This window comes from Streptomyces sp. NPDC006739 (genome assembly GCF_042869815.1).
Taxonomy (GTDB): domain Bacteria; phylum Actinomycetota; class Actinomycetes; order Streptomycetales; family Streptomycetaceae; genus Streptomyces.
This window is the reverse complement of record NZ_JBIAGM010000039.1, coordinates 22334-39138: the sequence shown is the minus strand read 5'-3', so window position 1 is coordinate 39138 and position 16805 is coordinate 22334. Positions and strand designations below refer to the sequence as shown.

At 70.0% G+C, this 16805-nt stretch carries 14 protein-coding genes; 10 read left to right on the top strand and 4 right to left on the bottom strand.

Annotation, left to right across the window (positions count from 1 at the left end; genetic code table 11):
* Nucleotides 1-261: 261 nt before the first annotated feature.
* Both ACFYMM_RS40445 and ACFYMM_RS40440 read right to left on the bottom strand, forming a co-directional pair.
* Nucleotides 262-1395, bottom strand: coding sequence for a ParB/RepB/Spo0J family partition protein (locus tag ACFYMM_RS40445; protein ID WP_388396839.1), 1134 nt, complete (start codon nucleotides 1393-1395; stop codon nucleotides 262-264).
* On the bottom strand, nucleotides 1392-2651 hold the full coding sequence (locus ACFYMM_RS40440) for an AAA family ATPase (protein ID WP_388396836.1): 1260 nt from the start codon (nucleotides 2649-2651) through the stop codon (nucleotides 1392-1394). The genes ACFYMM_RS40445 and ACFYMM_RS40440 overlap by 4 nt, the downstream gene beginning before the upstream one ends.
* A 1004-nt stretch (nucleotides 2652-3655) precedes the next feature.
* Between ACFYMM_RS40440 and ACFYMM_RS40435 the strand changes: the two genes are divergently transcribed.
* The 3 genes from ACFYMM_RS40435 to ACFYMM_RS40425 are packed head-to-tail and all read left to right on the top strand — an operon-like array spanning nucleotide 3656 to nucleotide 6719.
* Entirely contained in the window at nucleotides 3656-4768 is a 1113-nt protein-coding gene (locus ACFYMM_RS40435; protein ID WP_388396833.1) for a bifunctional DNA primase/polymerase, read from the top strand.
* Nucleotides 4765-6321 carry a phage/plasmid primase, P4 family gene (locus ACFYMM_RS40430; RefSeq protein WP_388396830.1) on the top strand — a complete coding sequence of 519 codons (1557 nt, stop codon included), beginning with the start codon at nucleotides 4765-4767 and terminating at the stop codon, nucleotides 6319-6321. Before ACFYMM_RS40435 ends, ACFYMM_RS40430 begins: the two co-directional genes overlap by 4 nt.
* The gene (locus tag ACFYMM_RS40425) at nucleotides 6318-6719 is read left to right on the top strand and encodes a DUF6009 family protein (RefSeq protein WP_388396827.1); all 402 of its coding nucleotides are present in this window, start codon (nucleotides 6318-6320) and stop codon (nucleotides 6717-6719) included. The genes ACFYMM_RS40430 and ACFYMM_RS40425 overlap by 4 nt, the downstream gene beginning before the upstream one ends.
* Before the next feature lie 245 nt (nucleotides 6720-6964).
* On the opposite strand, the gene ACFYMM_RS40420 is transcribed toward ACFYMM_RS40425, so the two are convergent.
* A complete protein-coding gene (locus ACFYMM_RS40420) occupies nucleotides 6965-7906 on the bottom strand; it encodes a ScbA/BarX family gamma-butyrolactone biosynthesis protein (RefSeq protein ID WP_388396824.1) in 942 nt (313 codons plus the stop codon).
* 434 nt (nucleotides 7907-8340) lie between these two features.
* On the opposite strand from ACFYMM_RS40420, the gene ACFYMM_RS40415 reads away from it, so the two are divergent.
* The gene (locus tag ACFYMM_RS40415) at nucleotides 8341-9612 is read left to right on the top strand and encodes a cytochrome P450 (RefSeq protein WP_388396821.1); all 1272 of its coding nucleotides are present in this window, start codon (nucleotides 8341-8343) and stop codon (nucleotides 9610-9612) included.
* Here the strand turns inward: ACFYMM_RS40415 and ACFYMM_RS40410 are convergent.
* On the bottom strand, nucleotides 9589-10527 hold the full coding sequence (locus ACFYMM_RS40410; RefSeq protein WP_388396819.1) for an NAD-dependent epimerase/dehydratase family protein: 939 nt from the start codon (nucleotides 10525-10527) through the stop codon (nucleotides 9589-9591). The two genes, ACFYMM_RS40415 and ACFYMM_RS40410, sit on opposite strands and share 24 nt — an antisense overlap.
* Before the next feature lie 171 nt (nucleotides 10528-10698).
* Between ACFYMM_RS40410 and ACFYMM_RS40405 the strand changes: the two genes are divergently transcribed.
* The 6 genes from ACFYMM_RS40405 (at nucleotide 10699) to ACFYMM_RS40380 (ending at nucleotide 16745) form a co-directional block, all read left to right on the top strand.
* Nucleotides 10699-11382, top strand: a complete 684-nt coding sequence (locus tag ACFYMM_RS40405) for a ScbR family autoregulator-binding transcription factor (protein WP_388396816.1) — start codon at nucleotides 10699-10701, stop codon at nucleotides 11380-11382.
* Between the two features lie 349 nt (nucleotides 11383-11731).
* Nucleotides 11732-12370: a ScbR family autoregulator-binding transcription factor gene (locus tag ACFYMM_RS40400; protein WP_388396813.1), complete on the top strand. Its 639-nt coding sequence runs from the start codon at nucleotides 11732-11734 to the stop codon at nucleotides 12368-12370.
* Between the two features lie 245 nt (nucleotides 12371-12615).
* The gene (locus ACFYMM_RS40395; RefSeq protein ID WP_388396810.1) at nucleotides 12616-13440 is read left to right on the top strand and encodes a BTAD domain-containing putative transcriptional regulator; all 825 of its coding nucleotides are present in this window, start codon (nucleotides 12616-12618) and stop codon (nucleotides 13438-13440) included.
* A 52-nt stretch (nucleotides 13441-13492) separates the two neighbouring features.
* On the top strand, nucleotides 13493-14455 hold the full coding sequence (locus ACFYMM_RS40390) for an SRPBCC family protein (RefSeq protein ID WP_388396807.1): 963 nt from the start codon (nucleotides 13493-13495) through the stop codon (nucleotides 14453-14455).
* A 47-nt stretch (nucleotides 14456-14502) separates the two neighbouring features.
* A complete protein-coding gene (locus ACFYMM_RS40385) occupies nucleotides 14503-15879 on the top strand; it encodes a hypothetical protein (protein WP_388396804.1) in 1377 nt (458 codons plus the stop codon).
* Entirely contained in the window at nucleotides 15876-16745 is an 870-nt protein-coding gene (locus ACFYMM_RS40380; protein ID WP_388396801.1) for a 4'-phosphopantetheinyl transferase family protein, read from the top strand. Before ACFYMM_RS40385 ends, ACFYMM_RS40380 begins: the two co-directional genes overlap by 4 nt.
* Nucleotides 16746-16805 lie beyond the last annotated feature (60 nt).

The window sequence follows — 16805 nt, the reverse complement described above, 5'->3', positions numbered from 1 at the left end:
TCACGCCCCCTCCCCCGCCTGGACCTCAGCCACCGAAAGTCAGCCACGACGGTGGGGGCGCCGGGCGGGCAGGCGCGCGTGTGTTTCCAGCAACCCCGCTCCGGGGCTCGGCCACGTTTGTTTTGGTTACCGGCACGGCGCGGAGACTCCCCAGAGACGGCGGAGGGCGGCGGCTCGGCTATTACGGCGTAATAGCCAAAGTGCGGGCCCCCGCCTTGGTTGGTGGGGGCCCGCACTCCGGGCGGTCGTCAGTCGGGGCTGTCAGTTGTCGCCGGTGGTGGCTCGGTGCGCCTGGTGGTCGATGAGGATCCGGAGCATCTTGTCGAACTCCGTGTCCGTCATCTTGCGGATGAGGTGCATGGCCAGGAAGGCGCCGTCGTCGTAGGGGAGCTTCGGGGGGTTGGCGGAGGCCGGGTCGGTGCGGGGTTCGGGGACGAGGGCATTTTCCTGGTGGGGGGGCTCGGTTGCCACCTCAGCAGTTGTCTCGGCTGTCTCGGTCGTCTCCGACGTCTGCTGCGTCTGGGTGATGTTCGACGTCTCGGCTGCGTCCTGGGTCCCCTTGGTGGCCTGGGTGTCCTGGGAGGGCTCTCCTATTACGTCGTAATAGACGGGGGCCTCAGAGGGTTCCGGGTCGGAGGGCTCGGGTGCTGCACGCTTGCCCGGCTTCTGGGGTAGGCGTTCGGCCTCCCTGCGGGCGCGTTCCGCTTTCAGCTCCTGCAGGACCTGTTGCTGCTCCTCGGCCGGCTTGTTGCCCACCGCCCGCAGGAGGTCGATGGGTTCCTGGCCGATGCGGGTCTGGAGTTCGGGGGTGAGGTTGAGCAAGGACAGGCGCTGGGAGACCCAGCCCTGGGAGCGGTGGAGACGCCTGGCGAGGGCGGTCTGGCTGCCGTGGATGACCAGGAGCCGGTTCAGGGCCTTGGCTTCGTCCAGCTCGTCGAGGTCCTGGCGGTGGATGTTGGCGACCAGGGCCGATTCGAGGAGCTCCTCGGAGGTGCTGCCCTGGTCGTCACTGACCATCACCTTGACGGTGGGCAGGCCGGCTTCACGGGCGGCGGCCAGTCGGCTGCTGCCGTCGATTACGACGTAATAGGTGTCCGGCTCCAGATCGGGCTCGCGGTCCGGGTTGGCCTTGATGTAGGTGTCGCGGTTCATCACCGTGATCGCCTGCTTCTGGCCGTGGGTGCGCAGGCTGCCCGCGAGGTCGGTCAGGTCTCCCAGGGTCGAGCGGGGGTTGTCGGGGTTGAGGCTGATGCGGTCGGTGGCGAGTTCGCTGGGTGGGGCCACTCCATCGGTGGGAACGCCCGTGGCCGCAGCGACGGCGGCGCGGCGGGCGCTGACCGGACGCGCCGAGCCGCCGAACCGGCCGGCGCCCAGCTGGTCGGCCTTCTTCGTCATGAGATCTCCCGGGCCAGGGCACGCATGCTGACGGCCTGCTGGGACTTGGGGGCGTAGGACAGCAGCGGCTGCTTCATCCGGACGGCTTCCTTCTGCTCCTTGAGATCGCCGACGAGGCCCACGACGCGGGGATCCTTTATGTCCACCCAGCCCTGGAGGGACGAGGTCGCGATGTACCCGCGGCGGCCGTCGTAGAGGTTGACGACGATGCCGAGGTAGTCGATCTCGAGGGAGAGGTCGGTGCGGAGGTCCTCGATCTGAGTGGTGAGCAGTTCGTAGGCGTCGGCGGAACTGTCCTCGGCCTGGACGACGATGAGAGCGCCGGACTGGCCGGGCTTCTCGCTGTCACGGCGGCGGCCGTAGTAGGCGGCCGCGTCCATGCTCAGGCCGAGGCTGGGCGGGCAGTCGATGAGGATGACGTCGTAGTCGGCTTCGAGGGGGGCCAGGGCGCGTTCCAGGGCGGCTTCGCGGGCTCGTACGGCGGAGAGTCGTACGTCGAGGAGGAACGCGTCGTTGCAGCCGGGCAGCAGGTGCAGGCGGCCGGCGAAGTGGTCGTCGTCGATGGAGACGACCAGGTCGTGGAGGTCACCCTTGGGGTCGCCCGCCATGTGGTTGGTGAGGCTGTCACCGTTCATCGGCAGGGGGGCCGCGCCCAGCTGGTTGGTGAGGTGGCACTGCGGGTCGAAGTCGACCAGGAGGACGCGCATGCCGAGGCCGGGGAGGTTCTCCACCTCCAGTGGGTCGTCACCCGCGGGGGCGTCGGAGGACTCGCCTGCGCGGAGGGCGGCGACGAGCTGCTTGGCGACCCGGACCGGGTAGAGGCGGTTGGGGTCCTCGGCCATCGCCTCACCGGTGCCTGCGGTGATGGCGGTCTTGCCGACGCCGCCCTTCTGGTTGCAGACGATGATGCGGCGGGTGACGGCGGGGCGTACGACATCCGGGGCCGGGTTGGTGTCGAGCCAGAGCTTGACCGACTGGGCGAGACCCTGGATCAGGGAGACGTTCCGGTCGGCCGCGGTGCGCTTGAACTCGTCCCATTGGCCCTCGGGGAGGAAGGTGGAGAAGGAGTCGGCGCCTGAGGTGTCGATGGGTTCCAGGGCGGAGGCGAGGGCGCACCAGTCGGTGATGCCCTGTTCGACCGCGCTCTGGATCTCTAGGCCGTGTTGGGCGGCTCTGACCTTGAGGTCCTGCCGGAGCCGACCCGGCAGCTTGGAGACGACCTTCTCGCGGTCGCTGGAGGTGGCTGGAGAACTCATGTGGCTACCTTACTAACGTGCTTGATCCAAATCTCCTCCGACACGTTAGTTAGGGAAAGTTGCAGGGGAGGGCCCTGGGCTGGCAGGGCGCCTTACCGGGGGGCGACCGGGTGAGCTGTTGGCTATTACGGCGTAATAGCTCGGGCGGGGGAGAGCACGGCGCGGGCGAGCGAGGGGGCACGGCGCGGGCGAGGACGGCGGTGGCCCGGCACCGGCTATTACGCCGTAATAGCCGACAACCCGGCGCGGCCTGCCGGGCGGGGGCGGGCCGGCTGAGCGACCGAAGCGACCGAAGCGACCGAAGCGACTGGGGGATGGGGTTGGTGGGGAGTGCTCGGGTCCGGTTGTGTGGGGTGCTGGGGCTCGGCGGGTGGGTTTCGCGTCCGGGGGCTCTGGCACGAAGGCCCGCAGTGGCGGCGAGCCTTGCGGCGGTGACGGCGTCCCAGGGGGGCCAGAGCGGGGGCGGTGCTTCAGCTGGCCCTGGTCGTCCGCCCGCACAGAGGCAGACTTCGCGCCCCACCCGCAGTGACCCGCTCGGTGGCTGGTCCATGTTCGTTGGAGAGTCGCTTGAGTCGCTTCGTCGCTCGGGGCCCGTAGCGACTGAAGGAAAGCGACCCAAGTCCCCTTCGGTAGCTTTCAGTCGCTGTCAGAAAAGCCCAGGTCAGAGACCTGTCGGTGGCCAAGTAGCGACTGAAGCGACTCAAGGTCCGGGTATATGAGTCGCAAAGCGCGCGTGCGCGTGTGCGCGTGTGCGCGTCATATATAGGGGTCTTGAGTCGCTTCAGTCGCTGTTCTGCTTCCTCGTGCCCTTTGACCTGCACGTTCGTTGAGCTACTGAGACAGCGACCGAAGTTGCTTCAGTCGCTCGGGGTTTGGTTTTTGGTCGCTGGAGGGCCGGGGGCAACACGTGAGGTTTTTGTTTTGCCTGGTGTCCCCCTGAGTCTCCATGGTTCGCTAATCTGTCTCAGTCGTTGAGTCGCTTCGGTCGCTGGTGGGGGATGTGAATGGTGCCTGAGCTGCGGGCTTCACGCAGCGACTCAAGGCAGCCGGGACCCGTAGGGGCGGGCTCGGAGCGTGGGCTTGCGACCGCGCGATGGTGTGCCGGGCGCGGGTGGCCGGTTCATCCCCTTGCACCGGGCCGCAAAACGCCTGCGGGCAACTGTGAAGCCTGCCGGGAAACCGGGCATACCTATCGGAACTGCGCCTGTCCGGCCTCCGGGCGCTGGTGTCACGGGTTCCGGGCCGCCACGCTCGCCCCCGCCAGGATCGAGGAATGGTGGGGTGCCAACCCGGCCTTCGGGGTCGGCGTCGCCTGCGGGCCCGCAGGACTGGTGGTCATCGACATCGACGCGCACGCCCAGGAACTCCCGGGTCGGGACCGGCTGCTGCCCGGCATCGACATCTCCGCCGGCGTCGACCTGACCGGGCTGGCCAACGGCTTTCACACGATCGGCGTGCTGGCCGCTCTGCGGGGTGCACAGAGCCCGGCCCGCGACACGGGCACCCTGCGTGTACGGACGCCCTCGGGCGGCCTGCACGTCTGGTACCGGGCGCAGGCCGGGCAACGCTGGCAGTGTTCCACCGGGTCCGGGGGCGGCCGTTCGCTGGCCTGGCAGGTGGACGTCCGGGCACACGGCGGGTACATCGTCGCCCCGGGCACCGTGACCGAGGCCGGGAAATACGAGCCCGTCGACGAGGTGCGGGAGCCCGCGCCGCTGCCCGGCTGGCTGGCCCTGGAACTGGAGCGCACCGGGCATCTGCCGCCCGCCCAGGTGCCCGTACCCCGGACGGTGCCGCCACGCGCCAGGCAGGCGGTCCTGGCGGCCGGCGGCGGCCGCTCGGTGGCGGGTCGCACCCTGGCCGCCGTACTCGCCGAAGTGGCCGACTGCGCGGCCGTACCGGAAGGGGCCGGGTTCTCCGAGAAGCTCAACCGGGCCGCCTACACCGCCGGGGGTCTCGCCGCCTCCGGATACCTGAGTGACGAGGAGGCCGAGCGGGTGCTGACCCAGGCCGCGGAGCACGCCCGGCCCGGGCAGGAGCGACGCTACGGCGCCATCATCCGCAGCGGAATGAGCGCCGGGCGGCTGCGCCCGTTGTCTCCGGGAGGCCGTCGGTGACCCCTGACGACGACGCGCTCTTCGACGCCGAGGCGGTCGCCGAGCAGATCCGTGCCCAGCAGCAGCGGGAGCAGGAACGGAAGGAAGAGCAGGAGCGGCAGAACCCTTCCGTGCCCCGGCAGCAGCCCGTCGGGCGTGACACGGACCCGGCCGGCGCCAACGGTGAGGCCACTGCCGACGGGCTGCTGCCCGACTCGCTCAGCGACCGCGGCAACGCCAAGCTGTTCGTGAAGCTCTACGCCAACGACTACCGGCACGTCCCGGGGCTCGGCTGGTACCGCTGGGACGGCAACCGCTGGCAGATGGACGAGGACGACACCGTGCTGTGGGCGGCCGGGGACCTGGCCGAGGCCCTCGCCACCAAGGACCCGCACGGCGAGCACAGTTCCACCGCGCTGTACCAGCACCGGCGTCGGTCGCTGAGCACCAGCGGCATCAACGCGATGCTCCTGCAGGCCAAGGCCGCGCCGGGCATGGTGCTCAACGCGGCCAAGCTGGACGCCGACCCGTACGCACTGTGCACCCCCGTCGGCATCGTCGACCTGCGCACCGGGCTGCTGCGTACGCCCGACCCTGACAAGGACTTCCACTCCCGCTCCACCAGCGCGGCGCCGCAGGCCATGCCCACACCGCGCTGGGACCGGTTCCTGGCCGACACCTTCGGTGACGGCCCCGAGGGCGCGGAGATGACCGACTTCCTGCACCTGCTCCTCGGCTACTCCATCACCGGGGACGTCGGCGGCCAGGTGATGCCGTTCCTGTTCGGTTCCGGCAAGAACGGCAAGTCGGTGCTGCTGGACGTGCTGATGAAGCTGGTGGGGGACTACGCCGACGCGGCGCCCCCCGGATTCCTGATGGCGCGGCCGTACGAGGGGCACCCGACCGACCTGGCCGAGCTGCACGGGCGGCGGGTCATCGTGTGCAGCGAGGTCAAGCCGGGGGACCGGTTCGACGAGGCGCGGGTCAAGCTGCTGACCGGTGGCGACCGGATCAAGGCGCGGCGGATGCGGCAGGACTTCTTCAGCTTCCAGCCCACCCACAAGCTCTGGCTGCTGGGCAACCACCGGCCCGAGGTGGGCACGGGCGGCTTCGCGTTCTGGCGGCGGATGCGGCTGATCCCGTTCGCGCGGGTCGTCCCGGACGACCGGAAGATCGACAACCTCGCGGACGTCCTGGTCACCGAGGAGGGCCCGGGCATCCTCAACTGGCTGATCCTGGGGGCACGCCGGTATCTGAGCGGGGAGAAGGACCTCACCGGCCCGGAGCGGGTCCGGATCGCCACCACGGCGTACGCCGAAACGGAGGACCACACTGGACGGTTCCTGTCCGAATCATGCATCCTCTCGGCGGATCTGAGGGCAGAACAGGCCCAGCTCTACGCCGCCTACAAGACGTGGTGTCAAAATGAGGGGGCTCCGGCGATATCGTCCCGGGCCTTCGCGGCACGGGTCCGAGAAGTGGTGGGGCTGGCCTCTCCGAAGGAGATGATCCTGTCCAACCAGCGCAAGTACTACCCGGGCATCGGACTGGTCGCCGACGAGGAGACAGCATGAGCGCCCTCATAGAGGAGGACGAGATCTCCCACGAGATCGAGTTCGTCTGGCTTGAGGACATCGGCGGGCTGGACTACGTCCGCCAGAGCCTGGACCGGCTGCCCTCCCGCAAGGGGAGGCCCGCCTACCACCGGGACGGCCGGATGGTCGGCTACGCCCAGCTGGGTCCCGACGCCAAACCCTCCCGCTCGTCCGGAACGTTCCGACGGCGGGTGTTCTGGCTGCTGCCGCACGACCGTGACACCGACCCCGACGGGCTGTACGCGACCGGCGCGCCGGCCGAGGCCGTGGACCCGCGCACGCTGGCGCCGGGCAGCAAGGGGCGCAAGACGGAACGTTCCGAGGGGGGACCGCCGTCTTCGGCGATGCGGGAGATGGGGATCACGCTGCCGCTGTGAACACGGCGCTGCGGGCGCGGGCGGGCCAAGTGTGCTGTGCCACCACTGCGATCGGATTTCCGCGTGGGCGCCGGGGCGGGGGTGGGCAAAGCCGGAGCGATTCACCCTCCATCGGGAGGTGAATACGGCGCCGTAGGTGAGCTTTGCCGTGCACCGCGTGTAGGACCGCGAGTATGGAACGGCGTCGAAGCGCCTCCCCCATGCGGGGGCCGATGCGTTTCCGGGGGAAACGCCGTCCGTACTGCTCAGCGGGTGGCAGTGACGGGGGCGAGGTCGGTGCTGCCCCCAGGCAGGCTTACTTCTCCGGAGAGATGCGCGGTGAAGATCACGTGTCCGCCCTGGCGTCCAGTGACGAGCACGCTCGGCTTGTCATCGGCCTCGGAGGGGGCCAGGGACGCCTCGATCCAGCAGGGAGTGTCGAATTCGGCGTAGCGCTGGAAGTCGGCGCAGGCCGATGAGACGCGCAGGACAGAGGGGTTCAGCAGGGCGCAGGCAGCTTGACGGGCGGCCTCGAGCAGCACCATGCCGGGGATGTGGTCCCCGCTGTGGTCGAACAGGATGGGATGGCCCGGGTCGGGGTCGAGGAGCCAGCGCCGGGGGTTGTCGGTGGGCGAGAGCACCACGTCCATGGGCAGGAGTTTGCCCATGGTGCGCGGCAGCACCGACGCCTGCGCCTGCACGCGTCTGCGTGGAGGCAGGCCGTTCGGCTGCCCGCGCAGCCGTCGGTAGGTCGCTGGTGACAAGCAGGTGAACCGTCCCCCGCCGACGGCACACAGGCTCTCTCCGCGCATGATGCGGACTTCCAGGGCGAACTCCGACAGGCGCCGGCCCCGTTGCTTCATGTCCGTGACCGTGGTGACGAGGGTCAGTTCGCTGGGGCCGGGACCGATGGTCATCTGCTCCGGATGCGCGTTCACGTAGATGTCCCACAGCAGGAACTGGTGTCCGAGGGGGACTCCGAACTCGGCGTGGGCCAGGAAGAGACCCACCTGGCGAATGGTTTCAGCAGCCTGCAGGGGGTCGTGGCTCATGCCGTCGGGGCTGGTGAAGAACGTGTGGGCCCGAGGCCACTGACCCGCCAGGGTGTAGCGGGTGGCGCTGTTCTTCTCGCATGCGGTGAGGAAGACCTCCGCGTGCGATGACCGGTGCACGTACTCCCGGGGCACTGTCGTGGTGAGCCGCGGCATGAGGCCGGGATCGATCCGGGGTGCTTGCGTGCGAGAGCCCGATATGGGCCGTTGTTCTTCCTGGAATGTCAAGACAGACATCTGGATCTCCGCTCGTTCGCCCGTCACCGAGGGGGAGGAAGGTCAGTGCCTCCATAAGATACGAACCTACCGGTTTTCTTTTCAACCCTTGCAGGCAATGTTCACAAGATCAGTTCGCGCTGGAGTCGATCAAGGTTGAAATCGGAATGATTCGTCCGTGTGGCTCAGCGAGTCCAGATGAAAGCGGTGGTTTTCATTCCGCTCCACTCCACGACTTCGTCAAAACGACCCGCGGGGAGAGCGGCTGAGGGAAGCTGCAGAGACGCTGGAGTCTCGCACGAGCCCATGATAAAACCAGATGTGCGGTTTGTAATTGCCAGGCCTCGCGACCCGACGTCCTCTGGAGAGCATCGATGGCCCGTCAGCAGCAGTGCCCGTACGCGATAGACCCCTCCGGCCGGGACATCCAGGGAGAAGCCGCCCGGCTCAGCGATCAGGGCCCGGTCAGTCGCGTCGTCCTCCCCGGAGGGGTGGAGGCGTGGCTGGTGACCGGACACGAAGTGATCAAGGAACTGCTGGTCGATCCTCGCGTCTCGAAGGACGCCTACCAGCACTGGCCGGCGTGGATCAACGGCGAGATCGGTGAGAGCTGGCCGCTTGCGATCTGGGTCTCGGTACAGAACATGGTCACCGCTTACGGAGCGGACCACCGGCGGCTGCGACGGCTGGTGTCATCGGCGTTCACCACGCGCAGCGTGCTGCGGCTGCGTCCTCGCATCGAAGAGATCGCGGAGAGCCTGCTCGACGAACTCGCCCTGGAGGCGCCCGACCAACCGGTGGACTTCAGGCGCCACTTCGCTCACCGGCTCCCCACCCAGGTGCTGATCGACCTGTTCGGCATTCCGGAGGAGTTCCGTGCCGCCCTGCACCGGATCATCAGTGGCTTCTTCGAGACCACCATGTCGCTCGAGGCCGCTCGGCAGAACCAGCTCGACCTCTACCGGACCATGGGCGACCTGGTGACGTTCAAGCGAGAGGTCCCCGGTGAGGATCTGACCAGTGGGCTCATCGCCGTGCGGGACGAGGACGACGGAGGACGGCTGACCGAGAAGGAACTGGTGGACAACCTGATCCTGTTGTTCACCGCAGGGTACGAGACCACCGTCAACCTCCTGGACAACGCCGTCTGCCTGCTGCTGAGCAATCCGGAGCAGCTCGCTCTGGTCAAGGCGGGACGCGCCACCTGGAGCGACGCGATCGAGGAGGCCCTGAGAGCGGAGGCCCCCGGCGCCAACGGGATCCTGCGCTACGCCGTGGACGACCTGATCGTCGGCGACACCGTCATCGGCAAGGGCGAACCGATGGTCATCTCCTTCGCGGCCGCAGGCCGGGACCGCGGCGTGCACGGAGACGAAGCCCACCGGTTCGACGTCACACGCGCCACCAGGCGCGACCACCTTTCCTTCGGACACGGTGCGCACTTCTGCCCCGGGGCGCCGCTGGCCCGGCTGGAGGCCGAGACCGCCCTGCGCGCTCTCTTCAGCCGGTTTCCCGACGTCCGACTGGCCGTCGGCCCGGAGCGGCTGCGGCCCTTGGAGTCGTTCATTTCCAACGGTCACCAGGAGGTGCCGCTTCTCTTGGGTCGCCAGGCCGCGTCCCCGTCAGCGACCGTCGACGGCCGCTGACCCGATCCGCCGGCGGTACCAGGACGCGTGACGGGCCAGCCCCGTGGCGGGTTCCGGTCCCGGATCGCAGTCCAGCAGCCGCCAGACCGTCTCGCTGCGGAACCAATGGTCTTCCGTGAGCATGTCGAGGTGATGCAGCGCCTCCCGATCGCCTGCCAGGCGGGACCTGGCCTCGTCCGGCAGGACACTGTCGGTCAACTCGTGCTGAAGGTGCGCCATCGCGGTCTCCACCAGATCCGATCCGCGTACGGGGCTGGGGTGGTTGACGTGATGGGCACCAGAGAGGTCGCGGTCCGACAGCGCGGCGGCCAACGCGGCGCGGGCCAGGGCGCCGACGTCCACGGCGGAGTGCAGGGAGTGGCACCGGACCGAGGCCTGGAGCCGGCGCAGCAGCGTGGCCAGACCCGGCACGACCCACCGGTCACCCGCGCCGTAGACGAGATGAGGACGCAGGACCGTTCCCCCGGCTGCCAGAACGAGGCGTTCGGCGGCTGCGCGGGTCCGGCTGGTCGTGGACTGCGGACCTATGGCCAGGCCGTGCACGTCCGCGTCCCGGAACGGCCCCCGCCCGTACACGGCGGCGGTGCTCACGTACACGATGCGGCGGACGCCGTGCCGCAGCGCGTCCGCCACCAGCGCCTCAGTGCCGTTTTGGTTGACGGCGCGCAGACTGTCGTTGTCCCCGCCGATGAGCGAGGCGCAGTGCACCACCGCGTCGACGTCCCGGCACAGTCCGTGCACCGAAGCGGCGTCCGTCAGGTCCGCGTGGACGATCTCGGCCCGCTGGGGGGCGGCTCCGGCAAGTGAGCCAGCATGCCGAACCAGTCGAATGCGCGCTTCCGTTCCGTCGAGCGCCGCGCGGGTCACGTGGCGCCCGAGGAAGCCGCTGGCTCCGGTGATGAGAAGATGCCGCACTGTCACGAGTCCCCTGTCGGTGTCGCGGACACAATGTGATCCAGCCGAAGACGTGCACTTAGTCTCCCCGCCAGGTTGTGAAAATACGGACTACCTGGTTTGGTTTCTAGGGGGGTGGCAAGACGGGGTGAACGCGCATGGTTTACCCACGGAACTACTGCTGGAGGGCTCGTGGCACAACAGGAGCGTGCGATCCGCACCCGACACACGATCTTGGAAGCCGCGGCGGCCGTCTTCGACGAGCGCGGTTACGAAGCTGCCACGATCGGAGAGATCCTGACGCGGGCCGGCGTCACCAAGGGAGCGCTGTACTTCCACTTCCCTTCCAAGCAGGCACTGGCTGAAGGCGTGCTCTCTGAGCAGTTCACCGTCCTCTACATGGAGCCCCGGGTCTGCAAACTGCAGCAGCTGGTGGACCTGGGACTGCTCACCGCGTACCGGATGCGCCGCAATCCGCTGGTCAGCGCGGGCGCCCGGCTCTCCTTGGAGGGAGAGGGGGCCGCGGTGCTGGGACACCAGCTGATCACCGCGTGGATCGAAGGCGTGGAGAAGATCCTTCTGGAGGCCAAGGAGTGCGGTGAGCTGTTGCCGCATGTCGACCCCGCCGAGAGTGCGTGGATCTTCTCTGCGGGATGGACCGGCGTGCAGGTGTACTCCTCCACCCTGAACGGGCGGGCCGATCTGGAGGCGCGGGTGGCGGCGTTCTTCGAACACCTGCTTCCCGCGGTGGCGGTGCCCGCGGTACTGGGCAAGCTGATCATCACCGCCGACCGTGCGGCCGAGGTCGCGGCCGAGAGCGACCGGCTGGCCCAGCAGGCGGAGTACCAGGAGACCGCCCCCAGTCTTGCGGGATGACCGCGTGGGGTGGCGCAGGGGCTCCGTGTGCCCCTGCGCCACCGCCAGGACGGCGTGGCGAGCGGCTGTAGGACAGGTGTACGGAACATGTTCAACACAAAATAAACCGTCTAAGCGGTTTTCTGTTCCCGCCGGTGGATATGCTCACCGGGCGGGCAGCGGCTTCTCTCGGCGCTGCGGACCCCACTTGAAGTGGGGCGATGGTGGGGTGGCCGATATTTGAGTGATGCACTCAACGCCGGAGAACCCCTAGAGAGTCACTAGACAAGGTCACTTTCCTCGTAGTCACGGCCAAAAACAGACCCTTTATGCTGTTTAGTGGGGAGGGGGCCCCAGAAGGAGAGGCGTGATGGTCAAGCAGGTACGGGCGGCGCGCACGCGCCAGTCACTCATTCGGGCGGCGGCCGAGGTCTTCGCGGACGACGGTTACGCCATGGCCTCCCTGCCGTCGATCAGCAAGCGTGCGGGTGTGAGCGCCGGCGCCCTGCACTTTCACTTCGCCAGCAAGGACGCCCTGGCCAGAGAGGTGGAGAGCGCTGCCACCAACTCCGCCGAGAAGATGGCCGAGCACTGCCGTTCGACGGCTGACACCCTGCTGCAGACGCTCGTTCACACCACCTGCAGTCTGATGTTCGCCGTCCTCACCGAGCCCGTCGTCAGGGCGGGCTTCAGGCTGGGTGGTGATCCGTCACGCAGGGATGCGACCGGGCTGCTCCAGTGGTGGAGCGAGTGGGTGCACGGCCTCATCGCGCAGGCGCAGGCCGCGGGAGAACTGGCGGAGGGCGTGTCGCCCGACGGCGCGGCCGCCACGATCGTCGCCGCGACCGTGGGGTTCGAGGGAATCGGCAGCCGCGACCAGGACTGGTTGTCGCAGGAACGCATGTCCCAGTTCTGGGCCTTCCTGCTGCCGCGACTGGCTGCGTCGCCGCCGTACCAGCAGGCCTTCCGAGCGGGTGGCACGGAGTCGTCGAGCGACGCACTCTCCTGAAAACAGCTCGCACGGTCTGCTCATTTCTTGATCGTCTCTCCGGTGCTCACAGGTCGGGTGCTTCTGTATGTCTGGTTTGCGAGGTAAGTGCCGTTAAAATCCCGATTACTTGAGCAGCTCTCGTGCACTGTTCGAAAAGAAAGGGGATGCCCGGTACGGTATTGACAAACCGCGCATGCTGTTTTTTACTCGTAGATGCTTAGGGAACCGCTCCAGAGCGGCGGTAGGCGACACGGGGAGATGGCATGGACATCGACATACTCGGCACACTTGCCGTGCGGGTGGGCGGGGTTTCCGTCACCCCGTCCGCACCCAAACCCCGGCAGGTTCTGGCCCTGCTGGTCCTCAATGCCGACCGGATCGTGTCCCTGGACACCCTGGCCGAGGAGCTGTGGGGCCAGAAGCCGCCGCGCAGCGCGCGCCCCACCCTGCAGACGTACATCCTGCAGATCCGCGAGATGATCACGGCCGCGCTGGAGGCGGCGCCGGAGGGGGTGGAGTCCCGCAGCGCCAAGGACATCCTGCTCACCGTGCCCGGCGGCTACCTCCTCAAGAGCGGTGAAGGCGTCCACGACGTCAGGGAGTTCGACCGGCTCGCGGGCATGGGCTACCGGGCGATGGACGCGGAGGACTACGCCGGGGCCGCACAGCAGCTGCGTGAGGCGCTGCGACTGTGGAGCGGACCGCCGCTGGCCGACGTCGTGCCCGGCCCGTACCTCAAAACGCAGGTCAAGCGCCTCGAGGAGAGCCGACTGTGCGCCCTCGACCAGCGCATCGACGCCGACCTCAGGCTCGGCCGGCACCGTGAGCTGCTCGCCGAACTGACCGTGCTGGTCAGCCGGTACCCCGGGCACGAAAGCCTGTGCGGCCAGTACATGGTGGCCCTTTACCGGTCGGGCCGCCGCGGTGAGGCCCTCGACGCCTACCAGCGGCTGCGCACCACGCTCGTACGCAACCTCGGCCTCGAACCCTCCCCGCCGCTGGCGAAGCTGCAGCGCTCCATCCTGCGCGCCGGCCCCGAGCACGCCGTACCAGCGGCCGCCGCCATGGCGGCCCCTGCCCGGCTCTAGCCGCACTCCAGCCGGGCGGCACACCCTTGATCCGGGCCGGAGGGGGTCACGCATGTCGTCGAAGCGAGCGCACACGGCCGAACTGACCGTTCCCGTGGCCGCTCCGGCGGGCGTGGTCTACGGCCTGCTCGCCGACGCGGTGCACTGGCCCGTGCTGCTGCCCTCCTACGTCCACGTGGAGCGCATGGACCACGACGGGTCCCAGGAGCTGCTGCGCGTGTGGGACCTGGCGGACGGCCGGGTCCGCCCCCTGCTGGTGCGCCGCTGGCTGCGCCCGCAGAGCAGGACCGTGGAGAGCGTACGGACGGACCCCAAGGTGCCCGGCGCCGCGACCCGCGGCAGCTGGAGTGTGACGCCCGCCGACGGCGGCGGCTCGCTGCTCACCCTGCGCCGCGAACGGCCCGCGCAGGCCGGCCCCGAACCCGAACTCGCCACCGCCCAGCAGGCCGTGGAGGCCGAAGTACGCACCCGGCTCACCGAGGTCAAGGCCGCCGCCGAACGCTGGGAGCTGCTGGACGAACTGCTGCTGGCCTTCGAGGACAGTGTGCGCGTGAGCGGACCGGCCGAACTCGTCTACGACTTCCTCTACCGCGTCCGGGACTGGGCCGACCTGCTCCCGCACGTGGAGCGGACCGACGTCACCGAGGAGTCCCCGGGGGTGCAGGTGGCCGACCTGGAGACCTGCGGCTGGGACGGCGGCGGCACGATCACCTCGCGCGCGGTACGGCTGTGCTTCCCCTCCGCCGGACGGATCGTCCACAAGGACGTCGTACCCCCCGAACTCCTCCTCGGACACACGGGCGAATGGTCGCTGGTGCCGGACGAGACCGGCGTGACCGTGGTCTGTTCGCACGCCGTGATGCTCAGGCAGGAGGCCGTCGAGCCGCTCCTCGGGGCGGGCGCCACCCTCGCCGACGCGCGCCACGAGGTGCGCGCGGGGCTCGGGCAGGCGAGCAGCGAGGCGCTCGCGCTGGCCAAGTGGTACGCGGAGAGCGCACTCCGCCAGGTGGGATGACCGCGCCGGTCGCGGCGGCGGAGACGACTTCGAGGAGGTACCCCCCGATGGGCCCCACCCGCAACGGCCCGCTCCTGGAGCACGGTGAAGCGGGCGCGCCCCGGCCGCACGGCCAGGCGTCCCCGCGCACCGCCGGGCCCCTGCCCGCGGACGTACTCCTGCGCGCCCGGCGACTCGAGGAACTGCTCGGCGACCCGCGCGAGCCGGGCAACCCCTATGGCTTCGAGGCCCTGGCCGCGTCCGGCACCCGGGGGCTGCCCGGCCTGCGTCCGCTGGTCGCCGTCGAGGTGCTGCCGGCCGCCCGGGGCGGCCGCTTCACCGATGCCGACCTGCTGGTACGGGCGCTTCGCCCGCTGTTGCGCCGTGACCTGGCCGCCGGATACGCCTGCGTCAGCGAGGCACTGCTCGCGGTGGGCGACGGCGGGTCGCAGGCGGCACGGGGGGCGGTGGTCGGGCACGGGGCGGTGGAGCTGACCCGGCTGCTCGGTCCCGCCGCGCTGACGGCTGCCGTCGGCACCGCCGTGCGCACCGCGTTCCGCGCCGTCGCCGGGGCTGGGCCGCACGACCGGGGGACGGGCCGGGGGCCCACGCTGGCCGGGGCCTTCGCCGACCTGCTGGCCTGCGAGAGCCTGACGACCGCCGCGCTGCGCTCGACGCTGCTGCCCGCGGACACCGGCCGGGCGCTGCGGGCCGCGGCCGGCTGTGTGGTGCCGGTCCTGGCCGGCGAGATCCTCGACGAGGTCGTCCTGGCGCTGACCGAGGGCGGGTACGAGCCCGGAGACCTGGAGATGCGGCTGTGCGCGAAGGTGGCGGGCGACATCCCGTACGTCATGGAGGCGGCCGGCACCACGGCGGCCCGCCGGACCGCGCTCGGCCGTGAACTGCCTTTCCTGGCCGCCGGGTCGGAGGGCGACGGCGGCCGGGCGGGCGCCGTACTGTTCCGGCTGGAGCGGCACGCCGACAGCGGCACCGAAGAGGGGCCCGCCGACTGCGAGGCGGCGCTGCGCGCCCTCCTCACCGGTGCGGCGGCCCATGTGGCGGACGGCGTTGCCGCCCATCCGGCCACCGGACTCGCCCGGGCCGCCCGGCGGCTGCTGGCCGAGCGGCGGCTGCTCGACGCGCCCGGCCGGAGCGCCGCACGCGCGGGTGACTCGGCCGCGTCCCGGGCACTGGCCGACCGGCACGCACAGCTCCTGCTCGCCTGCACGGTACTCGGGACGCACGACGCGGCCGCCCACCACGGCAGCCGGTTCCTCGCCGACCCGTCCTGGGCGCTACTGGCGCTCACCCGCCTCACACAGCGGCTGGGCATCGCGCCGGCGGGGCCGGTACCCGATGCCCGGGCGGACGTAGCGGCGGAACTGGCGGCCCGAAATATCCAGGGCGTCGACTTCGACCTCCGTGCCACCAGGATCCCGTGGTGAGCGGCCGGGACGCGGCGGAAGCCGCACGCGTCGAGGCGCCCGTGTCGGCGCAGCCGCTGTACCTGGCGGGCCCGGACGGGCCGTGGGACGAGCTGCAGAGCCGATTCGGCGTGGCGGGTCGGGCCGTCGTGCACACCACCTGGGGCGTGTGGGCGCCGGCCGCGCTGCTCGACCCCGGGCTGCGCCCCCTGCTCGCCCGGGATTGGCCGCGCTACCGGCAGCAGGGCGCGGCGGAGAGCCGGCTGGGCTTCGCCGCCTCCCGCTACCTGATGAAACACACCGTGGCCGCCGTCCTGGAGGTGCCCGCGGCCGAGGTCGACTTCTCCTACCAGCCCGGTGGCCGGCCCGCCGTACGCGGCTGGGAGGGCGAACTGGAACTGAGCCTGAGCCACACCGACGAACTCCTCGTCGTCGGCGTGAGCCGCACCGGCCCGGTCGGCGTGGACGCCGAACCGGCCGGCCGTGAGATCTCCTTCGACCTGCTCGGCGAGCAGGTGTGCACGCCGGCCGAGGCGCGGGCGCTGGCCGAACTGCCCGAGGAGGAACGCCGGGCCCGGATGCTGAGGCTGTGGACGTTGAAGGAGGCGTACACCAAGGCCGTGGGATACGGGCTGCGCCGCCGCTTCTCCCAGGTCGGCTTCCGCGACGACGAAGCCGGGCACACCCTGCTCACCGGGGCGCCCGACGCCGGGCAGTGGGAGTTCGCCACGCACCTGGTGCAGGACGGGTATGTGGTGAGCGAGGCCCACCGGCTGGACCGGCCGGTCTCGGTCCGATCGAGCACCGCTCCATCCTCGCTGGAGGAACCGGAGGGCGGGCCGGGAACGGCCCTACGCTTCCGACCAGGCACGTCCGGCAGCGGATGACGGAATGAGGAACCGTGGAGGGAGACCGGGCACGCCCGCGTCCGCCGTGTCAGGCGGACC